This window comes from Limosilactobacillus sp. DJ3M12 (genome assembly GCF_947381695.1).
GTDB lineage: Bacteria > Bacillota > Bacilli > Lactobacillales > Lactobacillaceae > Limosilactobacillus > Limosilactobacillus kinnaridis.
Genome location: NZ_CANCWY010000009.1, coordinates 38,138 through 64,795, shown reverse-complemented (window position 1 = coordinate 64,795; position 26,658 = coordinate 38,138). Strand labels below are relative to the sequence as shown.

Annotated in this window: 23 protein-coding genes, 6 tRNA genes, 1 rRNA gene and 1 pseudogene; 27 read left to right on the top strand and 4 right to left on the bottom strand. The window is 39.3% G+C overall.

The window, feature by feature from the left end; genetic code table 11:
* Window positions 1–45: 45 nt before the first annotated feature.
* The 4 genes from rrf (at window position 46) to QOS06_RS06350 (ending at window position 751) form a co-directional block, all read left to right on the top strand.
* Window positions 46–162, top strand: a 5S ribosomal RNA gene (gene rrf / locus QOS06_RS06365).
* A 5-nt stretch (window positions 163–167) separates the two neighbouring features.
* Window positions 168–240, top strand: a tRNA-Asn gene (locus QOS06_RS06360).
* Window positions 241–286: 46 nt separating this feature from the next.
* Window positions 287–359 (top strand) — tRNA-Thr (locus QOS06_RS06355).
* A 185-nt stretch (window positions 360–544) separates the two neighbouring features.
* Window positions 545–751 carry a hypothetical protein gene (locus tag QOS06_RS06350; RefSeq protein WP_013923945.1) on the top strand — a complete coding sequence of 69 codons (207 nt, stop codon included), beginning with the start codon at window positions 545–547 and terminating at the stop codon, window positions 749–751.
* A 12-nt stretch (window positions 752–763) separates the two neighbouring features.
* Here QOS06_RS06350 and istB read toward each other — a convergent pair whose 3' ends face one another.
* Both istB and istA read right to left on the bottom strand, forming a co-directional pair.
* A complete protein-coding gene (istB, locus tag QOS06_RS06345) occupies window positions 764–1,516 on the bottom strand; it encodes an IS21-like element helper ATPase IstB (protein WP_085681258.1) in 753 nt (250 codons plus the stop codon).
* Between the two features lie 14 nt (window positions 1,517–1,530).
* On the bottom strand, window positions 1,531–2,631 hold the full coding sequence (istA, locus tag QOS06_RS06340) for an IS21 family transposase (RefSeq protein WP_283595667.1): 1,101 nt from the start codon (window positions 2,629–2,631) through the stop codon (window positions 1,531–1,533).
* Between the two features lie 196 nt (window positions 2,632–2,827).
* Between istA and tnpB the strand changes: the two genes are divergently transcribed.
* Together tnpB and tnpC are read left to right on the top strand one after the other, a co-directional pair.
* A complete protein-coding gene (gene tnpB / locus QOS06_RS06335; RefSeq protein WP_041816975.1) occupies window positions 2,828–3,184 on the top strand; it encodes an IS66 family insertion sequence element accessory protein TnpB in 357 nt (118 codons plus the stop codon).
* A gap of 70 nt (window positions 3,185–3,254) precedes the next feature.
* Window positions 3,255–4,750 (top strand): annotated as a pseudogene (gene tnpC, locus QOS06_RS06330) (IS66 family transposase).
* 120 nt (window positions 4,751–4,870) lie between these two features.
* On the opposite strand, the gene QOS06_RS06320 reads toward tnpC, so the two are convergent.
* The gene (locus QOS06_RS06320; RefSeq protein WP_003670585.1) at window positions 4,871–4,999 is read right to left on the bottom strand and encodes a helix-turn-helix domain-containing protein; all 129 of its coding nucleotides are present in this window, start codon (window positions 4,997–4,999) and stop codon (window positions 4,871–4,873) included.
* A 290-nt stretch (window positions 5,000–5,289) separates the two neighbouring features.
* On the opposite strand from QOS06_RS06320, the gene QOS06_RS06315 reads away from it, so the two are divergent.
* The 19 genes from QOS06_RS06315 (at window position 5,290) to QOS06_RS06225 (ending at window position 22,909) form a co-directional block, all read left to right on the top strand.
* Window positions 5,290–5,362: transfer RNA gene (locus QOS06_RS06315), tRNA-Asn, on the top strand.
* Window positions 5,363–5,707: 345 nt separating this feature from the next.
* The gene (locus QOS06_RS06310) at window positions 5,708–5,821 is read left to right on the top strand and encodes a DUF3642 domain-containing protein (RefSeq protein WP_225364343.1); all 114 of its coding nucleotides are present in this window, start codon (window positions 5,708–5,710) and stop codon (window positions 5,819–5,821) included.
* On the top strand, window positions 5,818–6,126 hold the full coding sequence (locus QOS06_RS06305) for a lipocalin/fatty acid-binding family protein (protein ID WP_283595664.1): 309 nt from the start codon (window positions 5,818–5,820) through the stop codon (window positions 6,124–6,126). The genes QOS06_RS06310 and QOS06_RS06305 overlap by 4 nt, the downstream gene beginning before the upstream one ends.
* 341 nt (window positions 6,127–6,467) lie before the next feature.
* Entirely contained in the window at window positions 6,468–7,967 is a 1,500-nt protein-coding gene (locus tag QOS06_RS06300; RefSeq protein ID WP_003670582.1) for a peptide MFS transporter, read from the top strand.
* A gap of 56 nt (window positions 7,968–8,023) precedes the next feature.
* On the top strand, window positions 8,024–8,854 hold the full coding sequence (locus QOS06_RS06295; protein WP_085680220.1) for a metallophosphoesterase: 831 nt from the start codon (window positions 8,024–8,026) through the stop codon (window positions 8,852–8,854).
* A 99-nt stretch (window positions 8,855–8,953) separates the two neighbouring features.
* Window positions 8,954–9,036, top strand: a tRNA-Tyr gene (locus tag QOS06_RS06290).
* Between the two features lie 10 nt (window positions 9,037–9,046).
* Window positions 9,047–9,118 (top strand) — tRNA-Gln (locus QOS06_RS06285).
* Between the two features lie 93 nt (window positions 9,119–9,211).
* Window positions 9,212–9,856: a hypothetical protein gene (locus QOS06_RS06280; RefSeq protein ID WP_085680218.1), complete on the top strand. Its 645-nt coding sequence runs from the start codon at window positions 9,212–9,214 to the stop codon at window positions 9,854–9,856.
* Between the two features lie 117 nt (window positions 9,857–9,973).
* Window positions 9,974–11,374 (top strand): MFS transporter, encoded by a 1,401-nt coding sequence (locus tag QOS06_RS06275; protein ID WP_003670576.1) that lies wholly within the window; start codon window positions 9,974–9,976, stop codon window positions 11,372–11,374.
* A 90-nt stretch (window positions 11,375–11,464) separates the two neighbouring features.
* Window positions 11,465–13,114, top strand: coding sequence for an aspartate-alanine antiporter-like transporter (locus QOS06_RS06270; protein WP_098047045.1), 1,650 nt, complete (start codon window positions 11,465–11,467; stop codon window positions 13,112–13,114).
* Between the two features lie 32 nt (window positions 13,115–13,146).
* The gene (locus QOS06_RS06265; RefSeq protein WP_098047044.1) at window positions 13,147–13,866 is read left to right on the top strand and encodes an aspartate/glutamate racemase family protein; all 720 of its coding nucleotides are present in this window, start codon (window positions 13,147–13,149) and stop codon (window positions 13,864–13,866) included.
* Window positions 13,867–14,019: 153 nt separating this feature from the next.
* Window positions 14,020–14,721 carry a GntR family transcriptional regulator gene (locus tag QOS06_RS06260; protein WP_003666262.1) on the top strand — a complete coding sequence of 234 codons (702 nt, stop codon included), beginning with the start codon at window positions 14,020–14,022 and terminating at the stop codon, window positions 14,719–14,721.
* Window positions 14,722–14,782: 61 nt separating this feature from the next.
* The gene (locus tag QOS06_RS06255) at window positions 14,783–16,249 is read left to right on the top strand and encodes a nicotinate phosphoribosyltransferase (protein WP_003670572.1); all 1,467 of its coding nucleotides are present in this window, start codon (window positions 14,783–14,785) and stop codon (window positions 16,247–16,249) included.
* A gap of 12 nt (window positions 16,250–16,261) precedes the next feature.
* Window positions 16,262–17,089, top strand: coding sequence for an NAD(+) synthase (gene nadE, locus QOS06_RS06250; protein WP_078009714.1), 828 nt, complete (start codon window positions 16,262–16,264; stop codon window positions 17,087–17,089).
* A 65-nt stretch (window positions 17,090–17,154) separates the two neighbouring features.
* Window positions 17,155–19,332: a Tex family protein gene (locus tag QOS06_RS06245; protein WP_283595663.1), complete on the top strand. Its 2,178-nt coding sequence runs from the start codon at window positions 17,155–17,157 to the stop codon at window positions 19,330–19,332.
* Window positions 19,325–19,777 (top strand): SprT family protein, encoded by a 453-nt coding sequence (locus QOS06_RS06240; protein ID WP_283595662.1) that lies wholly within the window; start codon window positions 19,325–19,327, stop codon window positions 19,775–19,777. Before QOS06_RS06245 ends, QOS06_RS06240 begins: the two co-directional genes overlap by 8 nt.
* A 57-nt stretch (window positions 19,778–19,834) precedes the next feature.
* Window positions 19,835–19,920: transfer RNA gene (locus QOS06_RS06235), tRNA-Leu, on the top strand.
* 159 nt (window positions 19,921–20,079) lie between these two features.
* On the top strand, window positions 20,080–21,966 hold the full coding sequence (locus QOS06_RS06230) for a glycoside hydrolase family 2 TIM barrel-domain containing protein (RefSeq protein ID WP_182589878.1): 1,887 nt from the start codon (window positions 20,080–20,082) through the stop codon (window positions 21,964–21,966).
* A complete protein-coding gene (locus QOS06_RS06225) occupies window positions 21,950–22,909 on the top strand; it encodes a beta-galactosidase small subunit (RefSeq protein ID WP_139561169.1) in 960 nt (319 codons plus the stop codon). Before QOS06_RS06230 ends, QOS06_RS06225 begins: the two co-directional genes overlap by 17 nt.
* A gap of 97 nt (window positions 22,910–23,006) precedes the next feature.
* On the opposite strand, the gene QOS06_RS06220 is transcribed toward QOS06_RS06225, so the two are convergent.
* Complete coding sequence (locus QOS06_RS06220; protein WP_003670560.1) at window positions 23,007–24,776, bottom strand: putative glycosyltransferase family protein; 1,770 nt, start codon at window positions 24,774–24,776, stop codon at window positions 23,007–23,009.
* Window positions 24,777–24,906: 130 nt separating this feature from the next.
* Between QOS06_RS06220 and QOS06_RS06215 the strand changes: the two genes are divergently transcribed.
* Both QOS06_RS06215 and QOS06_RS06210 read left to right on the top strand, forming a co-directional pair.
* Complete coding sequence (locus QOS06_RS06215; protein WP_139561170.1) at window positions 24,907–25,656, top strand: 2,3-bisphosphoglycerate-dependent phosphoglycerate mutase; 750 nt, start codon at window positions 24,907–24,909, stop codon at window positions 25,654–25,656.
* Window positions 25,631–26,497: an alpha/beta hydrolase gene (locus tag QOS06_RS06210; protein ID WP_283595661.1), complete on the top strand. Its 867-nt coding sequence runs from the start codon at window positions 25,631–25,633 to the stop codon at window positions 26,495–26,497. The genes QOS06_RS06215 and QOS06_RS06210 overlap by 26 nt, the downstream gene beginning before the upstream one ends.
* Window positions 26,498–26,658 lie beyond the last annotated feature (161 nt).

Here is a 26,658-nt window from a genome sequence, read left to right as displayed (position 1 = left end):
GATTTAGTTTTGAGAGCACAAGCTCTCGTCCGAAGGGACAAAGAGTGTGGTGATGATGGCTTGAAGGATACACCTGTTCCCATGCCGAACACAGAAGTTAAGCTTCAACACGCCGAAAGTAGTTGGGGGATCGCTCCCTGCGAGGATAGGACGTTGCCATGCGTTATTCCGGCATAGCTCAGTTGGTAGAGCACCTGACTGTTAATCAGGTTGTCGTCAGTTCGAGTCTGACTGCCGGAGTCGATGAAGATGTTGACTACCTTCGGTTAGTTAACATCTTTTTTTTGCCAACTTAGCTCAGCTGGTAGAGCATCTCCCTCGTAAAGAGAAGGTCGGAGGTTCGACTCCTCTAGTTGGCATTATGAAAGGTTTATAACCAATTAGAAGTCTACAGATTAAGCCGATAAAGCTTATTATGTAGGCTTTTTTGTATACTTAAGAAGTTAAGTGAATTGTTCGTAAGCAGTCAATAACAGTACGTCTAGCTCTAGCTACCCCGGATCTTCTATACTGAGACTATCATCAGTAAGGAGATTTTTTATTTATGACAGAACAAAATGAAATTATTACCCCAGTTTTCAAAAACAAGCCAAGTAATTTACAAAAGCATTCTTTTACGGCACGCCCTGCCGTAAAAATTAATGTGAATGAAGTCGAATTAACGATTTTCAAGGGGACTAATTCTGTTTTAGCTTCGGATATCGTTAAAGTGTCAACACCGATTTTAAAATGTAGGATTTCACCGGTTTAAAAATGTAGTTTTTCACCGATTTGTTTCTGTTGTCTGTTGTTCTTGATAGTCTTTCATTCGATATGATTTTCCAGTAATTTTGAATATTTCAGAATGGTGAACTAAGCGATCTAAGATCGCATTCGCAATTGTTGGATTAGAGAATGTTTGACCCCACTTGGATAGTGGAATATTAGTGGTAATGATTGTTGATTTCTTTTCATATCGCCGAGCTATTAACTGGAAGAAAAGATCTGATCCCAAATCGTCAATAGGTAGATAGCCTATTTCATCAATAATCAAAAGCTTATAACGACTGTAGTTTTTTAATATTGCCTCAAGACGATTTTCTTGGTGGGCAAGTTTGAGCCGTTCAATTAGTTCATGACAATTGACAAAATAAGTACTGAGATGATTCCTACAGGCCTCCATTCCTAATCCAGTTGCTAAGTGCGTTTTGCCAACTCCTGAAGACCCGATGAATAAGATATTTTGTGCTAACGAAACAAAATTCATCGATTTTAAGTTCATGATACGGTTTTTATCAACCGAAGGTTGAAAGTTAAAGTCAAAATCATTCAAGCCTTTGTCGTAAGGAAAGTGTGCAATATGAATGGACATTTTAGCTGATCGTTCAGTTCGATATGTGATTTCTTTTGCAGTTAGCTGTTCTAGAGCTTCTGCTAATGATAAATCATTATTATTCAAGTAATTTGGCAAATATTCTTTGATTGCAGTCAGCTTGAGCTTTTCCAAATTGTCTTCTAATTGTGTATAGATAGTCATCCGTCATTCCTCCACTATAATTGATCAAACATGCGTAAATTTATTTCTACCTGTTCTGCCAATTTATCGTCATCTAAGTCATGAAAAATAGTTGTCCCAAGGATTTCTTTCATATCATCGCGATGATAATTTAGTTTTTTATCACTCAGGTAATGTTGTCGAACCAATCGTGAGGCATGATAAATCATTAATTTTTGGTCTGTAACCTTGACGTTAACTGTTTGCCCGATATACTTTACAGGTACAGAATATTTATTGCCTAGATAGGTGATCATCGATTCATTACTAACTTTGCGGGTTAGATCGTGATCAACTAATGAATTCAAAAGGATTAGATTGTATGGCTGTAAATATTCTTTTTCTTTTATCCATAAATCTTCTGGTCTTTGATCAGTTGCTTGGCTTATTTTGTGATTGAGCTGTGTTTCAAGCTGCTTCACGATATTTTTTAACGCCTTCTCATCCTGAAATTCGTGATTATAAACTTTAATACGGTCTACGGTTCTCGCTAAGGCTTCGACTTTTCCTTTGGTTTGGGGACGGAAGGGCCGACAGGCTTGGGGAATAAAGCCTGCGGCTTTAGAGAAATTCAATAAGCGTGAATTCCAAATAACTTTTCGATAGCTACTCTTGGCGTGATCAACCGCCGTTTTCATATTATCGAAATAAATTCTTTGAGGAACACCGCCAGTATTTTGAAAAGCCTCAATCAAACATTGAAATAGTGTGTCTTGTTTACGGTCAAAAACTAACTTTAAGAATTTTTTGAGTGAATAACCCAATACATACAGAAATAGTGAAAAAGTAATGGGGCGGTGTTCTCTGGTATATAAGACTAAGTCTTCTTTCCAATCAACCTGACTTACATCACCAGGTGCAGTTTCAACTCTAATCACTGGCTGCTGGTATTGTGCTTTTTTCAACTGGTGACAGTAATCACGCAAAATTGAAATTCCGCCTTCGTAGCCTAATTCTTTAATGAAATAGAAAATGGCTGTTGCAGAACAGGTTTTGTATTTATCCTTGATAACATCACGGTATGGGTCCAACTTACTTGGGCGACGCTTGTTAGTTTGTCGTTTACCGGCTTGTGGATTATTTAAATACCGCTTAATTGTCCTAGGGCCGCATAATTAGGTTTAATTTTTGCCATTTTGTAAAATATTAACTCCTCTTGTAATTCTAGTCGCATCAAATCACCTCAAAAGATTTAATGCAATTAGTATAAAAAATTGTAGGAAAATCGACAATTTCAAATCGGTGTTTTCCTACATTTTAGAACCGGTGTTAACATTAAAGTGGTTATTCGTTATGCTCGTTAATTGGCATGACCCAGATTATATCTATTTAGTCTGTGGAAAAACAGACATGCGAAAAGGTATTGATGGGCTCGCAATGGTAATCGCTGAGAACTATGGATTAGAATTATATAATAATTCGCTTTTCTTATTTTGCGGCGGACGTAATGATCGCTTTAAAGGATTGTTTTGGGATGGCGAGGGCTTTATTATGCTCTATAAACGGTTTGAAAATGGCCACCTTAGTTGGCCGAGAAACAGTAATGAAGCCAAAGAATTATCTGCTCAACAGCTTGACTGGTTATTGCAAGGACTGAACCCATTACCAATTCGTAAAATTCAAGCTGTTCGACCAGGAAGTTTTTATTGAGTTACCTCTATTTAAAAGAAGAATTCTTTGATATAATTACCAAAGAATAATTCAAAGGAGGTGACGTACCATGAAGCAAACAGCGGAAGAACAAATCAAAGAACTTAAACAACAATTAGCTATGGCCAATGAAAAGATTGCTCAATTAACAGCTATTATCAAACTTCAAAAGAACCAAATATTTGGGAAAAAAACTGAAGTAATGGAGCCCATCGTTGATGGACAACAATCCTTATTTAGTGAGCAAGAAATGGATCAACTTCAAGATCCTGATATTTCAGTCACGGAAGTGACTGAAAAGAAAATAAAGCAAGTGGTGCGTCACCGGAAAGCAAAACAATCTGGTCAGCGGACCACTTTTTTAGATGGTTTACCACAGGCTGAAGAAGTTATTCCATTAAAAGATACTAACTGCCCACACTGTCATCAACTAATGAAAAAAGTGGGTAAACATGTATATAGTAGAGAAGCACGGTTAAAACCAGCTGAATTATATTGTGTGAATTTGATTCAAGAAACTTATAAATGTAATGAGTGTATTAATTCTAATGGTAGCGATGTACTTGTCAGTAGTAAGATGCCACAGAGTCTTTTACCCCATAGTTACTTTTCGAGTACTATTTTAGCTAAAGTAGCAGAGTTGAAGTTTAATCTTGCTTTACCGTTTCATCGTCAAATTAAGTTTTGGCAAGTCGTCAGCTTACGAGTTGATGCTCGATTATTGGCGACTAACATCATTAAGGTTAGTCAAACCTACCTTGAACCGTTATATGATTATTTACAGGAATTAATCAGAAAAGAATCGGTAATTCATATGGATGAAACTCCATTCAAGGTAATTGATGAGCCTAATGAAACTGGCTACTTTTGGGTAACGCGATCAACAAAAGAATTCAGTAAGCATCAAATTATCATGTTTCATTACTATAATACCCGCGCGGGTAAAACCATTGGTCAAATTATCGGTCATCAATATCGTGGAATTATTATGTGTGACGGTTATGGTGGATATAGTGATCGATTATATCCCCAGGCAAAATTTGGGTCATGTTTAGTTCATATTCGACGTGAATTTTATCACATTACATGTTTATTGAATAAGGAGCAATTGAAGAACTCCAAAGCATACCGAGTTTTACAGCTAATGCGACCGATCTTTCATGAAGAGAAACAATTAACATATTCCAATCATAAGGAAAAACTAGTGCAACGTCGGTTGCACGTGAAGCCTTTGATGGATAAGTTATATACTTATTTAGAAAATATCAGTTTTCCTCAAGGACGGTTGAAAGTGCCATTAATAATGCTTTGAAGCTAAGAAAGCGAGTATATCAAATATTTGAAGATGGTCGAGTGCCGTTAACGAATAATCCGGTTGAACAAGCGATTCGTCCATCAACTCTTGTTCGAAAGAATAGCTTATTTGCGAAAAGCTCTGCTGGAGCTCAGGTAAATGCCATTTTCTATACTTTGGTGGCAACTGCAAACCAGAACCATTTAAATATCTACAAATACTTTAAGTATCTTTTTGATCACTTACCAAACCGCAAGGACGCAGGACTTTAGGCTTATTTGCCATGGTCAAAAGAAATTCAAGCAAAATGCCATAAATAAAACGGGGTCATGAATTACCATTTTCGGTAGCTCATGATCCCAATTTTTTCAATCCGTACTGTTATTGACTGCTTACGATCCACCACGCTCAAGGCGAGAAATAAAATTAATTGATAGATTGCTTAACTCAGCAAGTTGTTGTTGGGTCATATTTAATTCATGGCGACGGTTAGCAATATTTTTTCCTAATTGTTGTTCCATAGTTGATTATTCTTTGTTTTTTATTTTAAGGGTAATATGATTATATACTAAAGTCGCTAAACGGATCGAACAAAAAGAGAATATGATTTATTGAAACTTAATCTCAGCTAAAAATCAGTACCTAACCTTCATGTTATTACATTGGTTCAACAAAAGTAAGCTGTTAAAACTTCTTATGATTAAGTAGAGCAGAAAATAAACAAACTCCTACTTGAAAATATTTCTAGACAAATTTTAAATTAGCTTGACGGGTATAAGGAGATAATATATAATTATATCCGTTGAGTTATTCCGGCATAGCTCAGTTGGTAGAGCACCTGACTGTTAATCAGGTTGTCGTCAGTTCGAGTCTGACTGCCGGAGTCGATAAAGATGTTAGCTGTTTGGCTAGCATCTTTTTTTATACCTTCTAAACATCTTTTTAATATTCTAAATTGTATATCTACAGTTTTCAACGATAGATTATTAATTTTTATATCAAAAAAATTGTAGAAGTTTTAACATGAGAATATACTAAAACTGTAACTAGTTTCATATGTAGTTTAGGAGAATGGAGGTATTTATAATGCGATTTAGTAAAGCAATCCTTGTTGCAACAAGCATAATTGCAATTGGGCTATGTACAAGTGGCTGCAGTAGTTCTAGCACGAGTTCCAACAGTAGCAAGAGCAGTAAGTCTCATCAGCAAAAAAAGAGGAGTCACATATTGTGGGCTCGTATCGTGATGATGCCGATGGAGCTGCTATTACCCTTAATTCAGATGGAACTGGGACATATGTAATGGCAAATCCGACGCAGGCTGATATATTCATGATCAATTGACCTGGAAAAAGGAAAAGAATAATTACATCATTAATTTAAATGATAGTAATTATGATACGCCAATTGATGCGCGGCTAAATGAAGATAATTTGAGCCTTGTAGGTAACGATGAATGGCCTAATCAGTCATTTAAACGAGTTCATGGGGACTTTGACGTTGATAATTTCTCAAAAGAACAACATGCGAAAACTAACAGTTCTACAACTAAGGATACTCATTCTAAGGAATCATCGACTCATGCCCGCGCAGCACTTAAAAATGGGCGAGTGATCACCACAAAGACACCAGCAAGATTGATAATTTGAAGGCTACGACTGACCTATCTGAGCCAGATGAAGGTTGGGCCTGATGATAATGGAACTGAATGTGCCATTGTTCGAAATGGAAAAGTTTACCCACGTCCGGTTATTGATGGTGATACGTCATCTAATTAATAATCTTAGCGACAAACTTAATAAAATAAACAATTATAGCTCATACATGCGTTTGCGTTCTCATCAAAAACTTATTTTTCAATTGACGATGTTTTGAAACACGTTTATAATAGTACTATTCTGAATTTTATTGTTAAAGTTTTTTAATGTTTAGAATACGTATTCAATTAACATTGTGCTAATTGAAAAGTGAAATTATTTGGAGGAATTGTATGAGTAAACAAAAGAATTTGGATACCTCCTTCTTTGGACAACCGCGTGGATTGTCGACATTGTTCTTCACTGAAATGTGGGAACGGTTTAGTTACTACGGAATGCGGGCTATCCTTCTATTCTATATGTACTACGCTGTTACCAAGGGTGGTTTGGGTATGGACCAAGCTACCGCAGCATCAATTATGTCAATTTATGGTTCATTAGTTTACCTGGCCAGTGTTGTCGGGGGATGGTTATCTGACCGTGTATGGGGATCGCGTCGAACGGTCTTCATCGGTGGTGTCCTTATTATGTTTGGACATATCGCTCTGTCATTACCATTTGGTGTGTCAGCACTTTATGTATCAATCGCTTTGATTGTTATTGGTACCGGGTTATTGAAGCCAAATGTTTCAGAAATGGTTGGGGGCTTATACAGTCCTGAAGATCGTCGTCGAGACTCTGGTTTTAGTATGTTCGTTTTCGGGATTAACTTAGGGGCCGCTGTTGCTCCTTGGGCTGTCCCTTGGGCTGCTAATGGCTTTGGCTTAAACCTTTTCCATGGTGAAATGAACTTCCACGCTGGCTTCTCACTAGCTGCTATCGGAATGTTCTTTGGGTTAGTACAATATGTAGTTGACGGCCGGAAGTATCTTTCAAAAGATAGCTTATATCCTGATGATCCGATCGATAAGGAAAGTTTACGTCCAGTAATTATTTGGTCAATTGTTGGTGTTATTGCATTAGTGATCATTCTTGGATTGCTTGCGGCAATGGGTCAATTAAACATCAATAATATCATTACAATCATTACGGTTATTGCTATTGCTTTACCAATCTACTACTTTGTAATGATGTTGAATTCCAAGAAGGTTACAAAGGATGAAAAGTCACGGGTTGTTGCTTACATTCCACTTTTCATTGCTGCTGCTATCTTCTGGGCAATTGAAGAATCAGGTTCAGTTGTTTTAGCCCTCTTCGCTGAACAACGGACTATTTTACACATTGGTGGCTGGCACTTTGCTGCTGCTAACTTCCAGACATTGAACCCATTATTCATTATGATCCTAACACCATTTTTCGTTGCACTTTGGGATCACTGGAAAAAACAACCAAGTGCTCCTGGTAAGTTTGCTGCTGGGTTAGTAATTGCAGGTCTTTCATATGTTTGGATGGCACTTCCAGCAATGATTCACGGTACAACTGCTGGACGGGTTAGCCCATTCTGGTTAGTTGGTTCATGGTTCATTGTTGAAATCGCCGAAATGTTAATTTCACCAATTGGTCTTTCAGTAACTACTAAACTTGCACCAAAAGCATTTAAGTCTCAAATGATGAGTATGTGGTTCTTGGCGGATGCTGCTGGACAAGCGGTTAACGCCCAGGTTGTTAAGTACTACTCATCAGCTACAGAAGTTCCATACTTCTTAATTATCGGGGCAGTAAGTATCGTCTTCGGATTGATCCTTTGCTTATTCGTTAAGAAGATTCATGGCTTAATGGATGGTGTAGACTAAAAATTATATTAAGAGATCGAGAATAATTCTTGGTCTCTTTTTTTATGAGGTGAGTTATGAAAATCGCAGTAAGCAGTGACCTTCATTTAGATTTAAATCATGCTAAGGTTGCAGAAATTATTACTCAACAGGCGCATTATTTAACCCGTCAAGAAATTGACCATTACTTTTTTGTGGGGGATGCCTTTAATGATTTTGCGCAAACCAGCGTATATTTTGCGGAACTACAATCGCAATTGCCTATCACAAAGGTCCATTATCTTGCCGGTAACCACGATATGTTAGAAGGAGTCACTTATGAGCAATTAGAAAATTTGGATGATGATCTATATTTTCATAACCGATTTATCGATATTCCCCAAACAAACTGGCGGATTATCGGTAACAATGGTTGGTATGATTATTCGTTTTCAACGTATGAAAGTAATGTAAAAGGGGTCGCAAAATGGAAGCGGGCATATTGGGTGGATCGTCCAATTATGCAGCCAATGAATGATCCAGAACGAATGGCGATTGTTTTACACCAAGTTGAAGAAAACCTAAAACAGGCTCGCAATCAACAAAAACAGGTTATCTTTATGACCCACTTCGCACCGATTAGAGAAGCTCTCCCGCATCCAATTATTGAGTCAGCACGGCGGCAGCGGATGTGGGAGATGACGACAGCAATGTTGGGTAGTAGACACTTAGGAGCATTACTCGCTAAATTCCCGGAAGTAAAAGCAGTTTTCTATGGGCATCTTCATTATGCTCAACCATTAATTACCGTTGGAAATATTGAATACCGTAATCAAGCAGTTGGCGTAAGACGCAAAAATAGTGAGGACTGGAAGGAGAAAAGCCTATTAGATCAATGGATTAGCCACCTTTATACTAAAAAAATCTAGTTTTTTCAAAAAAATAAAAAAAACACTTGCAATGAGGTTGGAAATTAGGTATTATAATAAACGTTGATTGATACGAAATATTTAATCAAGCAACTTCTTGGAGGAGTAGCGAAGTCTGGTTAAACGCGACGGTCTGTAAAACCGTTCCTTCGGGTTCGGCGGTTCGAATCCACCCTCCTCCATCTTTATTATTGGGCTATAGCCAAGCGGTAAGGCAACGGTTTTTGGTACCGTCATGCGCTGGTTCGAATCCAGCTAGCCCAACTGTTATTGAAAGGCTAAGAAAAACATCTGTTTTTCTTAGCCTTTTCTAGTTCAAAATTTTATTAAGCTATATGAAAAAAGGAATGACAGCCAATGCCTAAACAAGGTCATTTTGCAAAAAGCATGCGAACTAAACAAATAAATGATTTTAAAGTGAAACGCAATGCGACTGGTGCGACCATTGATGATGAACAGTTAACAGATTTCCTAGTGGTTCGCTTTGCTTTAACAGCTAAGAAGAGGGTTCAATCTGGGGCTCGAGAAACTGCTCAACGGTTCTTGATTGAAATTTGTGATTCTTTACAAGAAAATGATGGGGATTTACAGGCGATCATTCCAAATTTACTAGTGAGTCTTAATGCCCGGGTACCTTGGCAATTCTATCCAGAAATTCTGGGAGAGTGGGATTTGCTTCAAAAGTTTTTACAAAAAGAACTTCCTGCAGTTCCGTTAGAAAAACGTCTACGAATTAAGCACCCAGTCACAACCCAGGAAATGGAGACGTTAATTGCAAAATTATTGGTCAGAAAGATTACTGCAATTACGTTTATTAATCAGCCGGGAGTTGATCCACATAAAAAAGATCAGATGGTGACAATGATGCTGACAACGATCTATCATGATCAAACGATTGAATGGGATAAAGTACGGTTGTTACTGGCGCCATTTAAGTTTGAAATTGCCCCTGAACTAGACGAAGAAACGAAAGACTGGTTAAAGAAATTAGCAGAAAAATAATAACGTTGACTTTCGTTCTGCTTCCTTGGTAGAATTAAATCGTTATTGCAGAGCTGTGGTGGAGTTTTTATCACCGTGGCTCTTTTTATTTTGATTTGAAGGAGGAAGCGGAAAGCAATGGCAGAAAAAAACTATTCACGGATTTATCTCGCAATTGGTTCCCTTGCATTACTAACGTTTATCGGAATTTTGAATGAAACATCGATGAACGTCACATATCCAGAACTATCTGCTCAGTTTAATGTATCACTCGATGTTATTCAGTGGATTACAACTGGCTATTTATTGATGGTAACAATTACGATGGGGACAACTGCCTATCTATTACGCCAATATCAAGCGCGTTGGTTGCACTTATTTGCAGTATCATTTTTCATTATTGGTGACTTGATGTGTGCTTTGACTGGTAATTTTCCTATTTTGTTAACGGGGAGATTGATTCAAGCAATGGCAACTGGGTTAGCAACCCCAATCATGTTCCATTTAATTTTTACGGAGATTCCGCGTGAAAGAATTGGCATGATGACCGGAATGGCTGCAATGGTTATTTCGTTTGCACCAGCACTGGGACCAACATATGGTGGGGTCATTTCAGAAATGCTGTCATGGCGGATGATCTTTTGGATTTTACTACCAATTGTTTTGATTAGTCTTGTATGTGGTCAACTTTTTATTCGTAATAAACCACTTGGAAATGATAAAGCATTTAGTTATGGAAGCTTGATTACACTGGCAATTGCCCTTATTAGTATAATTAGTGCAGTTTCTTCAATTGGGAAACAAGGATTTGGCAAGCAGTTTTGGCTTTTATTATTGGTAGCAATTATTTTCTTTAGCACCTTTATCTATATCAATAATCATGGTAAATCAGAATTGTTTGACTTAAAGGTGTTTAAGATTTTCCCATTGCGGCTATCAACTGTCACTTATTTTAATTTACAGTTTATTAATATTGGAATTTCGCTTGTTATTCCTATTTACGTTCAATATGTTTTGCACTCTTCGGCAATTGTCGCGGGTCTTATTTTATTTCCCGGGTCATTAATCGGTGCTTTTATCTCGCCATTTGCTGGAACTTTGGCTGATCGTTATGGTTTTGCTACGCCAGTTATTTCCGGGGGGATTCTTTTGGTTATTGGGACAAGTTGCTTCAGTATTTTCCAACGTCATTTAACGCCATTACTAATAACGATCTTCTTTGTTATTTTGCGAATTGGGTTTAACTTTGCTTTTTCTAATACAATTTCCAATGCTTCAATGTTGGTTCAACCGCAAAATGCCCCTGATGTAAACTCAATTTTTAATATGGTCCAACAATTTGCCGGCTCACTGGGAACTAGTCTGCTTGCTTCCACAATTGCTTTATTCCAAATGGGCAACAGCGGTTCACTGATGGGACGTACATATGCTGGAGGACGATTTGACTTTATCTTATTGGGCGTTTTGGCAATCATTACTTTATTAACAATGGTTACTAACTATCGCATGCAACAAAAGAAGGAAAGTATTTCTCAATAAGTGGTTGAATTAGCCTGACAAGAATGTAATAATGTGGCTTGATTAATACAAGTTATTACAGGTTTTTAAAGAAAGTGACTATAAGTTAAAATGATACATTCTATCGTTCACTTTATGGTGAGCAATCAGGTTTTTACGCTGTTTATTTGTCTTGCAATTGGCTTTTTGATCGGCAACTATAAAATTGCGGGTAAATTTAATATTGGAGCAACGGTGGGAACGTTAATTGTGACCTTAATCGTGGGGCAAATTGGGAGTTTTCCCCGGGATGAAATGTTAGGAACGATTTTCTTTGGCGCCTTCATGTTCTCTGTTGGTTATCGGATCGGGCCTCAGTTATTAGTTAGTTTGAAACTATTTGGGATTCGAATTTTAATCGCTAGTATTTTCTGGATGGTTGTTGCATTCTTAGTTGGGTGGAGTCTTTTTTCCGCCTTTAAGATTGGACCAGGGATCGCTGCCGGGGTTATTTCAGGAGCCCTCACCCAGTCAGCTACCGTTGCCAGTTCGTTGCAAACGATTGGGTCATTGCCAGTCAGTCAAAGTGTTAGGGCAACTTATGAGGCTCAACTCCCAGTTGCCTATGCTTTAACATATGTTTTTGGGACATTAGGGGTAATTATCTTTTTACGTGACCTAGCACCTAAAATTTTGGGGATTTCAATTGCTGAACAGGGTCCTAAAATGGCTGAACATTATCACTTTCATGCTAAAAACCCGAACCCAACGTGGCGACGAACATATCGCATTGCAAATGATTCACCGCTTGTCGGCAAAACGCTTGAGGAATTTAATCGACGGTCTAATTACCGGATTATTGGGTTAGCTGCTTTTCATGATGGCAAAATGACTGACCACCTTGAATATCAATTGCAGGCTGGCGACTTGCTAACTGTTATTGGTTACGCTGTTCATTTCGATCGGTTGATGCGAGTACCAGGATTAACAGAAGTATTGACGCCAACCAATGCGCCGCGTGAACGAGCTTTTGTTCTGGGAAAAAACTTTAAACCGGGTGAATTAGCCCTTCTACGGCAACATGGGGTTTTTGTGAACATTCAAGACCCAATCATTGGAAACCAACAATTGATTAACCAGTTGCGATCAGGGGATGTGATTTCATTGACTGGGAATACATCACGAACCAAAGCAATCTTAAAAAAGATGGGACACTGGAAAGCTGCAGATACAGCGATGAATTATTCTTTATTCTCTTTAGGAATCGGTTGTGCTTCCCTTTTAGGAATTATCGGGCTAAAATTAAATAGTATTCCGTTGCAACTAGGAAATGGAACGGCAGCTTTAATTATGGGACTAATCCTGAGTTCATGGATTGAGCGTCACCGTGACCGTAAATCAATCCCTGTAACGGTAACTAGCTTTCTTCAGAGTTTTGGACTAACGCTTTTTGTGGGGACAGTTGGTTTACAATCAGCTCAAGCATTTACAAGTGCAATTAAGTCGTTAGGGATCGGAGTCTTATTTATTGGGGCGATGATTTCAATAATGCCACATTTGCTAACGCTGTTCTTTGGACGCTATATATTGAAGATGGAACCTCTTGCTTTAATTGGTGCGTTGACTGGTTCAGGAACGATTGCAGCGGCAATGAATGAGATTTCGCAAAAAGCAGGGCCGGAAGGTGGCGCATATTATGCGGCTGCCTTTACTCCGGCGTTTGTAGTTGGTAATATTGGAATTACATTACTAGGGCCGATTTTTGTGGCGCTACTATCATAATTTATCGCTTAGAAAGGGCGTGCAAAATTATAATGCAACAATTTTTTACAATTTTAGGTGGAATGGGGACGCTGGCAACAGAGAGTTATGTACGTCTGTTAGATAAAAGAACGCCAATTCATCGTGATCAAGATTACTTAAACTATTTAGTTGTTAACCATGCAACCGTTCCTGATCGTACTACATGGATTCTCGATCATAGTCAACCAGATCCTAATGAGGCCCTGATTGAAGATATTAAACAGCAAGGTCTTTTGAATCCTGCATTCTTTGTTTTAATTTGTAATACAGCCCATTACTCTTTTGATAAGTTACAGGCAGCAACGGAGATTCCAATTCTCAATATGCTGCAAGAAACGGTTAACGAGATCAAGAAGATTAAGCCGGATGCAAAGCGGGTTGGTCTATTAGCCACTAAGGGAACTTTGGCAGCTAACCTATATGATCCTTATATTGAGAAGGCTGGGTACGAACTTATCAAGCCAACTCCTGAGATTGCCGATATGACAGAAGACCTGATTTACCATGATATCAAAGAGGCTGGTCATTCCGATGGCAAGAAGTATCATGAGCTAGTACGGAAAATGATTGAAGAACAAGGAGCAGATGTAGTAGTTTTGGGTTGTACTGAATTATCTTTTGCAGAAGAGATGGATCCTGAAACTAAGTACCCTGTTGCCGATTCACAATCAATTATTGTTGATCGCTCCCTTGAACGAGCATTGAAATTACGACAAAATAATAAAAATTAAAAATTAGAGACCAGAAAGGTAATAATTCCAACGGTCTCTAATTTTTATTAATTTTTTGCCGATATTTTAAGAAATTGGTCTAGATTTTTGGGAATGGTGTAAAATATACACATGCGCAATGTTTAGCAAACAATGGCGTAAGGAGGAAAGAAAATGAGTTCACCTGTTTATATTCAAATTCATAATCAGTTAAGACAAAACATTGAAGATGGTGAGTGGAAAGTTGGCGATAAAATTCCCGCTGAACGCGAACTCGCTAATGATTTTGGCGTCAGTCGAATGACTTTGCGGCAAGCAATTCAAGCATTAGTTGATGAAGGAATTCTTGAACGAAGAGTTGGCTCTGGAACTTTTGTCGCTAATCGCAAAGTCCAAGAAAAGATGTCAGGAATAACGAGCTTTACTGAATTAATGCACGCGACAGGGAAGAAAGCTGCTAGTAAGACAATTTCTTACCACTTGACGATCCCTTCGCAAACAGAGGTTGAAAAGCTAAAGTTAGCCCCAGATGAACAGGTTTTACGAATGGAACGGGTTCGTTATGGAAATGATGTGCCAATTTGTTATGAAATCGCAACTGTTCCTGCTAACCTCGTTCAAAAATTTAGCAAAGAAGAAATTACCACGTCTTTTTATCGGACGCTAGAAAAAAAGGCGAACCTCTATCCTGGTCATGCAACCCAACATATTTCAGCAACGAAGGCGACGGAAAAGATTGCTAATTACTTGCAGATTAAGCGTGGAGATGCTCTCTTGCGAATGACCCAACTATCTTACTTGCAAGATGGTCGTCCTTTTGAATATGTCCACACTCAATATGTTGGATCACGGTTTGAATTTGTCTTTGAAAAGTAATCAAGACAAATCCATGTTACAATACTGATTAACGATATTACTTTTGAGAGGAATTATACTAATGAAATTTGATTATCCGGATGATAGCCTTACCCTGCATACTGATGCGTATGAATTGAGTATGATGCAGACCTACTGGAAAAAAGGAATGGGTAACCGCCGTGCTGTCTTTGAGGCCTTCTTCCGTAAAATGCCATTTAATAATGGGTACGCTGTTTTTGCCGGGTTAGATCACATTATTCGCTATGTAAAACAATTACATTTTACTGATAGCGACATTGAATACTTAAAGTCTACGAATCAATTTGATGATGACTTTCTAGAATATTTACGTAACTTTAAATTTACGGGTTCAATCAACAGCTTTGAAGAAGGAGATCTGGTATTTAACCATGAGCCTATTATTCAAGTTGATGCGCCGATTATTGAGGGCCAATTGATTGAAACGGCAATCTTAAATATTCTTAATTATCAGATTATGATTGCGACAAAGGCTTCACGGATTAAGTCAATTGTTGGTAACCAAACTGTAATGGAATTTGGCTCACGTCGGGCACAAGAATTGGATGCAGCTTTGTGGGGAACGCGAGCAGCATATATTGGTGGCTTCGATGCAACAAGTAATGTCCGTGCAGGTAAATTATTTGGTATCCCGATTTCAGGAACCCATGCCCATGCTCTTGTGCAGGTATACATGAATGATTATGACGCATTTAAAGCATATGCAGAAACTCATCATAATTGTGTCTTTCTTGTGGATACTTTTGATACCTTAAAGAGTGGGGTTCCTAACGCAATTAAGGTTGCTAAGGAATTTGGCGATAAAATTAACTTTATCGGTGTCCGCATTGACAGTGGTGATATGGCCTACCTATCTAAAAAAGTACGCAAAATGTTGGATGATGCTGGTTTCCCAGACGCAAAAATCATCGCATCTAATGGCTTAGATGAAAAGACAATTCAAAACTTGCAAATGCAAGGGGCGAAGATTGATACATGGGGAATCGGGACTAAGCTAATTACTGCCTATGACCAACCAACTTTAGGGGCCGTATACAAATTAGTCGCTATTGAAGATGAAGATGGCCAACTTGTTGATACGATTAAGATCTCTAATAATGTTGGTAAAATGTCAACTCCCGGCAAAAAACAAGTATGGCGGATTAACGATCGTGGAGACGGCAAGAGTGAAGGGGATTATATTACATTAGTTGATGAGGATCCTCGTAATGAAAAGTCACTCAATATGTTCAATCCTAACTTCCCACTCCAGCAAAAAGACGTGGAAGATTTTACTGCCCGGCCAATGCTAAAGCCAATCTGGCAAGATGGTAAGTATGTTTATGATGAACCGACCTTAGAGGAGAGTCGTCAACACCGTTTCGATAGCTTAAATGCTTTATGGGATGAATATAAACGCGATTTAAACCCAGAAGTATACCCAGTCGATTTATCACAGAAATGCTATGATAACAAACTTAAATTAATTCACCAAGTTCATGAATATGTTAAATCATTGAATAAGTAGAGGTAATCTGTAGTGCGAAAGTATCAAGAAGAAATAATTAATGCATTAGGCGTTAACTCGCAAATTGATCCCCAAGCAGAAGTAACTAAACGTATCCAGTTCATCTGTGATTTTCTCCAAACCACTAAGATGAAGGCCCTGGTATTAGGAATTTCTGGCGGTCAAGATTCAAGTTTGGCGGGGCGGCTTTCACAATTGGCAGTCGAAAAACTGCGGGAAGAGACTGGCGACAATGAATACCAATTTATCGCAGTCCGGTTGCCATATGGTGAGCAAGCTGATGAGTCAGATGCAATGTTTGCAATTAATGACTTCATTAAACCTGATAAAATAATGCGGGTTAATATTAAGGCGGCTACTGATGCGATGGTAGTATCCTTAAACGAAGCCGGTACGCCAATTAGCGATTTTAATAAGGGAAACATTAAAGCCCGGGAACGAATGATTGTTCAATATGCTATTGGCGGAGAAAACAAAGGAGCCGTAGTGGGAACAGACCACGCCGCTGAAGCAGTAACTGGTTTTTATACTAAATTTGGGGATGGTGGTGCAGATATCACGCCACTTTCTGGATTGGATAAGCGACAAGGAAAAGCCTTATTACAATACTTAGGAGCACCAGCAAAACTTTATGATAAAACACCAACCGCAGACTTGGAAGAAGACAAACCAATGCGTCCCGATGAAGAAGCGCTTGGTGTTCGCTATGATGAAATCGACGACTACTTAGAAGGTCGTGAAGTTTCGCCAGCAGCTGCTGAAAAAATTGAAGGCTGGTATCGTCGAACCCAACATAAGCGCCACTTGCCGATTGCTCCATATGATACTTGGTGGAAGTAAATTGATAATAAAATGGGAGGCTGGGAATCAACTCAGTCTCTTTACTAGTTTTAAGGAGAATGATAATGGAAGAGGAAACACTTCAGCTTGTTAGCAAACAATTGCCAGATATTCGCCCTCAACAAATTAAAGCGGCCCTCGGATTAATGGATGAGGGAAATACGATTCCTTTTATTGCCCGTTACCGTAAGGAAATGACGGGCACGCTTGATGAAGTTCAATTGCAAGCGATCCGGGATGAATATCACCGGGTAACGACATTACGGGAACGTCAAGCAACAGTCATCAATAAAATTAAAGAGCTCGGTAAGCTAACACCGGCGCTCGAAAAGCAAATTAACAGTGCAACTGAATTGCAAGAAGTAGAAGACCTTTACTTGCCATATAAGCAAAAGCGGCAGACAAAGGCCCAACAAGCTCGTGAACATGGCTTGACACCGTTAGCAAATTGGCTGCTATCTTATCCCGATGATGATTTAAGTGCGAAGGCGCAAGAGTTTATTAACGATGATGTTCCTGATGCTGAAAGTGCATTAACAGGCGCCCATGAAATTTTGGCTGAAGCAATTAGTGAAATGGCCACGGTACGAAGCTGGTTGCGAAATTATACTGCTCAACATGGTCAATTAGAGACAAGCGTAAAACGTGATGGTGAAGAAAAGGATGAACTGGGGACTTACAAGCAGTACTATGAGTTCACTAGTCCAGTTCAGAAATTGAATTCTTATCAAATCTTGGCTTTTAACCGCGGAGAAAAAGAAGGGATTATTAACGTCAAAATCACTTTAGCTGAAGAACCAGTGATGAATTACCTTCGTTTCCGTTTGATTAAAACTAGCAAGAAAAATGATGCGACTGCCTTTATTGAGGAAGCTTACAAGGATGCTTACAAGCGTTTCTTGGGTCCAGCAATTGAACGGGAACTGCGGCGACAATTAACAGAGGGCGCTGATGAACAAGCGATTAAGGTCTTTGGTGAAAATCTCTATCATTTATTGATGCAAGCACCAATCAAGGGAAAAGTTGTATTGGGCTTCGATCCTGCCTACCGAACAGGCTGTAAATTGGCGGTTCTTGATGAAAATGGGAAGTTCTTAACCAAAGCGGTTATTTATCCGCATAAGCCAGCGCCAGAAAAGCAACGAGCCGCAGCGGAAGGCGAATTTATTGATTTGCTAGAGAAGTATCATGTTGAAATGATTGCGATCGGTAACGGGACAGCTAGCCGGGAATCAGAACAATTTGTTGCGGAAGCTCTTAAAAAGATCAAACGGCCAATCTATTATGTCATCGTAAATGAAGCTGGTGCCTCTGTTTACTCTGCAAGTAAGGAAGCGCGTGATGAATTTCCTGACTTGCATGTTGAACAGCGAAGTGCAATTAGTATCGGTCGTCGTTTGCAAGATCCACTTGCCGAATTAGTCAAGATTGATCCTCAAGCGGTTGGGGTTGGACAATACCAGCATGATTTGCCGAAGAAAGAATTGAGTGGGGAACTGGAAACGATTGTTGAACGGGCGGTAAACCGGGTTGGCGTTAATCTCAATACAGCTAGTTACCAATTGTTGACGCGGATTTCCGGGCTTAATAAAACAATTGCTAAAAACATTGTTACCTATCGAGATGAAAATGGCCGCTACACAAACCGGACACAGTTAAAGAAAGTGCCACGGTTAGGACCTAAAGCTTATCAACAATCTGTTGGTTTCTTACGGATTATTGGTGGCGAAAATCCATTAGATAACACCGATGTTCACCCAGAAAGTTATCAGGTGGCGGAAAAGATTATTCAAGCGGCAGGAATTAATGTCGATGAGTTGGGAATGCCAAGTGCTGATGATAAGTTAAAGAAAATTGATGTTAAGCAGTTTACGGATGATCAAGTCGGGACTGAAACCGTTACTGATATTATTTCTTCCTTGCAAAAGCCAGGCCGTGACCTGCGTGATTCAATGCCTGCTCCATTATTACGCCATGATGTAATGACGATTGAAGACCTTAAGCCGGGGATGAAACTTCAAGGAACTGTCCGAAACGTTGTCGACTTTGGAGCCTTTGTTGATATCGGTGTCAAACATGATGGGTTAGTTCATGTTTCAAAGATGAGTAAGCAGTTCATTCGTGATCCGCGGGCAATGGTAGCCGTTGGTGATATTGTGGACGTGTGGATTGATGATGTCGACTTGAAGCGCCAGCGAATTCAATTAACGATGCTTGAACCGGAGACAGTCACAAATGACTAATGCTGAATTACAACAATTGACCGAACAGTGGTCGAAAGAATACTTTGGGCGCGAATTTACGCACAAGGTATTTTTTAATAAGCGGTTAAAAAAAACTGGTGGACGTTATCATTTAAGTGACCATCATATTGATATCAACCCGTTAATGTATACTGAGTTTGATCTTCATAATCTGCGCCAAGTGGTCCTTCATGAATTGTGCCATTATCATTTACATCTGTTAGGAATGGATTATCACCATCGCAGTAGAGAATTTAAGACTTTACTAGCACAGGTGGGAGGATCAAGATATGCGCCACCGACTAGTAAAAGAAAGATAAATTCCAAGAAAAAATGGTATTATATATGTGCCGGATGTGGTGTTGAATTCGCACGACAACGGCGTTTTAACACCCAAAGATATATTTGTCGACGATGTGGTCACAAATTTATTTTAAAAAATTGAAAAAAGTTGTTGCCAACGAATAGGTATCTTGCTATAATAATATTCGTTGGTTGATATGCGGCCGTGGCGGAACTGGCAGACGCGTAAGATTAAGGATCTTATGGTCGATTATGACCGTGGAGGTTCAAGTCCTCTCGGCCGCACTACTTAAAAGGCACTGAGTAATATTTGCTCAGTGCCTTTTTTGTTTTAAAATTTCTGTTTAATAAAATTTACGTAAATTTTACCTCTCCTCTTGCTATCTCAATCATGAAAGCGCTATACTTTAGATGTTGTAGATAGTAACGAGGAGGGATTTATCAATGGATGCAGATATCAAATGGCTTGATGAACCGGAAACATTCCGCGTTAATCAATTACCAGCTCATAGTGACCATTATTATTACGGTAACTATGATGAATGGCGGCATAATAATAGTCGTTTTGCGCAAAACTTGGATGGGCAATGGCAATTTAACTTTGCTAAAAACCCGCGTGAACGCGAAGAAGATTTTTATAAGACAGATTATGATAGTAGTAGTTTTGGAACAATCGAAGTCCCTAGTGAGATTGAACTAAATAATTACGCCCAAAATAATTACATTAACACTTTGATTCCGTGGGAAGGTAAGATTTACCGTCGTCCTGCATATGCCCTTAGTCCTGATGATGCGCAAGAGAGATCATTTAGTAATGGGGATGATAATACTGTTGGCGAATACTTAAAACGTTTTGACCTTGATCCTTCCTTACGGGGAAAGCAGGTTCGCATCCGGTTTGACGGTGTCGAGCGTGCCATGTATGTTTGGCTTAATGGTCACTTTATTGGTTACGCTGAAGATAGTTTTACCCCCTCTGAATTTGACCTGACTCCTTACATTCAAGATGAAGGTAATGTTTTGGCTGTGGAAGTTTTCAAGCATAGTACCGCCTCGTGGATTGAGGATCAAGATATGTTCCGTTTTTCTGGTATCTTCCGGAGTGTAAATCTATTAGCCCAACCACTTGTTCATGTTGAAGACCTTAATATTCGGCCAATTGTTACTGATAATTATCAGGACGGTATTTTTAATGTTGACCTTCAACTTCACGGTGAAAAGACCGGGAACGTTAATGTGCGGGTTATCGACAATGATGGTAATACGCTCGTCAATGAAACACACCCTGCTGACTCCACGGTAGAAGTTCGGGATCAATTTTTAGAAAATATTCACTTATGGGATAACCATGATCCTTACCTCTATCAATTGTTGATTGAAATTCGTGATGACGAAGGTAATTTGGTCGAACTCGTTCCATACCACTTTGGTTTTCGTCGAATTGAAATTAATAAAGATCATGTTGTCTTATTGAATGGTCAACGGCTAATTATCAATGGTGTTAACCGTCACGAATGGGATGCTAAACGTGGCCGTGCGATCACGATGGATGATATGACGAGTGATATTCAAACCTTTAAGAAAAATAATATTAATGCCGTTCGGACGTGTCACTATCCAGACCAAATTCCGTGGTATTACCTTTGTGATGATAACGGAATTTACATGATGGCCGAAAATAATCTGGAATCCCACGCTACCTGGCAGAAGATGGGAGCAATTGAACCATCATATAATGTCCCTGGTTCAGTTCCTCAATGGCGTGACGTAGTAGTAGATCGGGCACGGACTAACTATGAAACATTTAAGAACCACCCGTCGATTTTATTCTGGTCTTTAGGTAATGAATCATATGCTGGCGATAATATTGTCAAAATGAATGAATTCTATAAGAAGCATGATGACAGTCGGCTTGTTCACTATGAAGGAGTTTGTCATACTCCTGAATACCGTGATCGGATCTCAGACGTTGAAAGCTGGATGTACTTACCACCTAAAGAAGTTGAGGAGTACTTGAAGAACAATCCAGACAAGCCATTTATGGAATGTGAGTACATGCATGATATGGGGAACTCTGATGGTGGAATGGGTTCGTACATTTCTTTACTTGATAAATACCCACAATACTTTGGTGGCTTCATTTGGGACTTTATTGATCAAGCCCTCCTTGTTAAGGATCCGGTAAGTGGGCAAGAAGTGATGCGCTATGGTGGTGATTTCGATGATCGTCACTCAGATTACGAATTCTCGGGAGATGGCTTGATGTTTGCTGATCGGACACCGAAGCCAGCAATGCAGGAGGTAAGATACTACTATGGCTTACACAAATAAATTACGCGTGATATATGGTGATGCGACATTAGGACTTAGTGGTGACGGCTTTCATTATATTTTTAGCTATGAGCGTGGTGGACTAGAATCGCTTAAGCTAAACGGTAAAGAATGGCTATATCGTGAACCAATGCCGACGTTTTGGCGGGCCACCACTGATAATGACCGAGGAAGCGGCTTTAATATTCGGTCTGCTCAGTGGTTAGCAGCGGACACTTTTCATAAGTGTGTTGCGATTGACCTGACAGTTGATAATCAACACTTTGCCGAATTACCTATTGCGCCGATAACCAATGAATTTAGTGATCCGGTATCTGCTGAGAATGTCAAGATTAAGTATACTTTTGAGATGCTAACAGTTCCGGCTACGCAAGTCACTGTAACTTATGAGGTTAACGGACAAGGTGAGATTAAAGTGACAATGCACTACTACGGTCATAAAGACTTACCTGGTCTGCCAGTAGTAGGAATGCGTTTTATCATGCCAACCGTTGCTACCGGCTTTGACTATCAAGGATTATCCGGTGAAACTTACCCGGACCGGATAGCAGGAGCGACTGAGGGTACCTTCCATGTTGACGGTTTACCAGTTACTAAGTATCTAGTCCCTCAGGAAAATGGAATGCACATGGATACTCATGCATTAACAATTACCCGCGATTCCACCCAAAATAATGCTGATCATTCTCGGGAACCATTTAGCTTAACTATTAAACAAGACGAGCAACCATTTGCCTTCAGTTGTTTACCATATACAGCGGAGGAATTAGAAAATGCAACACACATCGAAGAGCTCCCACTCGCACGACGAACTGTTCTCGTTATTGCGGGAGCCGTTCGAGGTGTTGGGGGAATTGATAGCTGGGGAGCAGATGTTGAAGAACAGTATCATATTCCTGCCGACCGTGATGTTGAGCTTTCGTTTGTATTGAATGCAAAATAAGAGGTTGGATTATATTCCATGTCGCTATGTTCGTAAAAAGTTGTATAACAAAGGTCTCTAACACCCGGTAAATCCGAACGTTAGAGACCTTTTTGTTTTAATTAATTTGTCCAGCTGCAATCCCTTGGAAGTATTTCTTAATATGAGTACAGAAATAATAAAGGCCATAAATTGCAAGTATGCTAAGACCAACTAATGAGATCACTAATAAGGCGGTGAACCATTTAGCTTGCTTAAAGTAGAGGGTAACGGTATTTTTCCCTTTACGTTGCTGAACGTAAGGGGCACCAACCGAGGATCGCTGATAGTGGCGCAGTAGATGACCATTAGCCGTTAATTGTGATTCATGATACGTAATAATTGGCAACCGAACTTTTCCCGCTTTTCCTGCTTCCCATGATAATTGCAATCCTCCATGCGACAAGACAGTATGAGGATATTTATGGGCTTCATTAATAATTTGCCCTTCGTAAGCGTAAGAACGAACATATTTTTGATTCATGTACTTCTTAGGAATCGGCAAATAGTCAGGACTTCTCTTCTCAACCATCGTTAACAATTGACCAGGGTAAAGGTCGTGGACGGAATGTCGCAGTGCGGCCTTATTTTCACTTACGCGGGTAATCGCGCTAAAACTATTAAGAACAATTTCTGAGTCATAGCGTGCTGCGCGTTTATAAACATCAATTGTTGTAGGAGTAAAGACCAGAAAAACCATTAGCAAGAGGATACCGGTGATTAATTGATTTCGTAAGTCAATCTCTTGCGCTTTTTTATCAAGGGTTGTAGCGCTGATCCCAACTCCTGCGAGTAAGAGGGGAAAGGCAATGATTGTCAATCGGTTAGGAAACTGCAAAGTGTGTCCAAGTGCAGGGACCACATCTTGGAAAAAGGACCAAGGAGTAAGGGAAGAACTAAGCAGGAGGACCAAAGAACCAAGTAACGTCAGGACTGTATTAGTAAGCGATTTTTTGAAGGTGAATAATACGTAAATGAGTTGAAGGATAAAGAGAAGCCACATTGCGTAGATTAGATAATCGCGTGTACTGCTAAACATTGAAGGCAGTAGCACATTATCGGCGAGGCTAAAATCGGCAGGATGGGCAATATTATTATGGAGGTTAAGCATTAATAAGGCTCCCCAAACATTAGCCGTTAAAATAATAGTTCCGCCGACTGCCTTCAGCGTTTCGATCCACATTTTCTTACGGTTAGTCGTTATAATTAACCCAATAATAAAGAACGGTGTTAGTGTAATCACAAAAAATAAAGAACTTAGCATATGGATCTGAATGATAATCGTCATCAGGGTCATCAATTGTAGCCAGTTGACTGGTCGTTGGTGATCCTGAATCATGCGTACGCCGCAAATTACCATATAAGGAGCCAGAGCAGCTCCCCAGGCATTCATGTTCTGTGCTAATTCCCATCGTGGAAGCCACCCAATGTTCATATAGATTAGGGCACAGATAATTGCAAATGTCCGTTTACTATGAACGCGGATGCTAAGTTGATACATACCGATTCCACCTAATAGATAGACGATAAAGGTAGTGACGATCTGATATTGATACCAAGTTCCTACTACGCCGAGAATAGCCCCATTTAAATATGCAAAGAGGGGGCCATAAACGGCATTGATGATGCGGCCACTTTGTTGAAAACTATAATTACTTTGAAAATAGCTAAAATTAAGCTGTTGAATTTGCTTAGCGGCATCGTAAAAACGGTTAAAGTGAAAAATGGAGTCCGTCCCTAAAATAACTCCATGTGATACAAACTGGGGGAACATGATTAAATAGGCCATTGCAGCGATGGCACAGTATGGAAGCCCCCAATTAATTAGATTAGCAATTTTAGATTTCATAAAATTGAGAATTAAACCAAATCAGTTTAATTTTTCCTTTCCTCAAATACTTACCTTAATAATTATACGGCAGAAAAGTCGACTGTAAAATAACCTTCTGCAGCTAGTTTAATTGTTAAGCACTAGTAAAATGCGCTATTATAAGATAGTGGCAAAGGGGAGTGAAAAAATGGCAGAATTAGTAATTGTACGTCATGGGCAAAGTCAAGCTAACCGTGATAATATTTTTACTGGCTGGACTGATGTTCCGTTGACTCCTAAAGGAATTGAACAGGGTGAATTAGTCGGCAAGGAATTGCTAAGACTGGGTATCCAATTTAGTGATGCATATACGTCTTACATGGAACGGGCAATCATGACGACTAATATTATCCTAGAAGAAATTAATCAGTTATATATTCCTGTCCATAAAACGTGGCGACTAAACGAACGTCATTATGGGGCATTGAGTGGCCGGAACAAAGATGAAGTGAAGAAAGAGATTGGTGCAGAACAGCTTCATAAATGGCGGCGTGGTTTTAAAGATTTGCCACCACAATTAAAAGAACGTCAGCATGATCACCGCTATGATCGCTTAGGAGTTAAGATTCCGCTTAGTGAGAGTTTAGAAATGACGCTCCAACGACTCCTCCCATATTGGCAAGACCATATTGCGCCTCGTTTGATTGATGGACATAATCAGTTAATTGTTGCCCATGGTAGTTCTTTGCGGGCACTAATTAAATATTTAGATGGTATTTCAGATAACGATATTGATAAAGTGGAAGTTCCAAATGGCAAGCCAATTTTATATTGCTTTGATGATCACCTTAATGTCATTAAAAAGACTTTTATAACAATGGATGGTGAAATTGATGACAATACACGAATTAGCAAATAACCCAACGTTAAGCGGCCAAGTACGCTTGATTGAAAATATTGTTTATGGTGCGATGGATGGTGAGGCATTACATATGTCGATCTTAGCACCGTGGACGCAACGTTTCCCAAAACAATATCAAACTGAACCTCGGCCATTGATTGTCTTTGTTCAAGGAAGCTCGTGGCGAACCCCAAAAATGGGAGAAGAAATTCCACAACTGGTTCAATTTGTTCAGGCCGGGTATATTGTAGCGACTGTTCAACACCGTAGTTCAATTGATGGTCACCCATTTCCTGCGTTTTTGCAAGATGTTAAGACAGCCATCCGTTTCTTACGGGCCAATGCGCAAAAATATGCAATTGATCCGCAACAGGTTGCAATTTGGGGTACTTCCTCTGGAGCCAATGCGGCAATGCTAGTCGGCTTAACGGGTGATGATCCGCACTATAAAGTTGACCTTTATCAAGACGAATCGGATGCAGTAAATGCGGTGGTTAGTTGTTTTGCACCAATGGACGTGGAGAAGACGTTTGAGTATGATGCTAATGTTCCAGGAAATAAGTTACTGCAATATTGCTTATTGGTGCCTGATGTATCAAAGTGGCCAGAAATTGAAAAGCAAATGAGTCCCCTATATCAAGTCAAAGATGGGCAAAACTATCCACCATTTTTATTGTTCCACGGAGATGCTGATAAAGTTGTTCCATATGAACAAATGGAAAAAATGTATATGCGGTTGAAGGATAATGGAAATTCTGTTGAAGCGTACCGGGTTAAGGGTGCGAACCATGAACGAGATTTCTGGAGTCCAACAATTTATAACATTGTGCAGAAGTTTCTTGACGATCAATTTAAATAAATTTTAGTAATTGTATTGACAACTTATTTTTTATAAGTTATGATTTTGACATACTAAGTTAGGAGGAACACGTCATGTTTAACAAACAATTAATTAGCGCTACTGTTTGTTGTTGTGGATCGCGTCTTATGCGACCCACAGTTTGGCGTGCTTACTTTTAG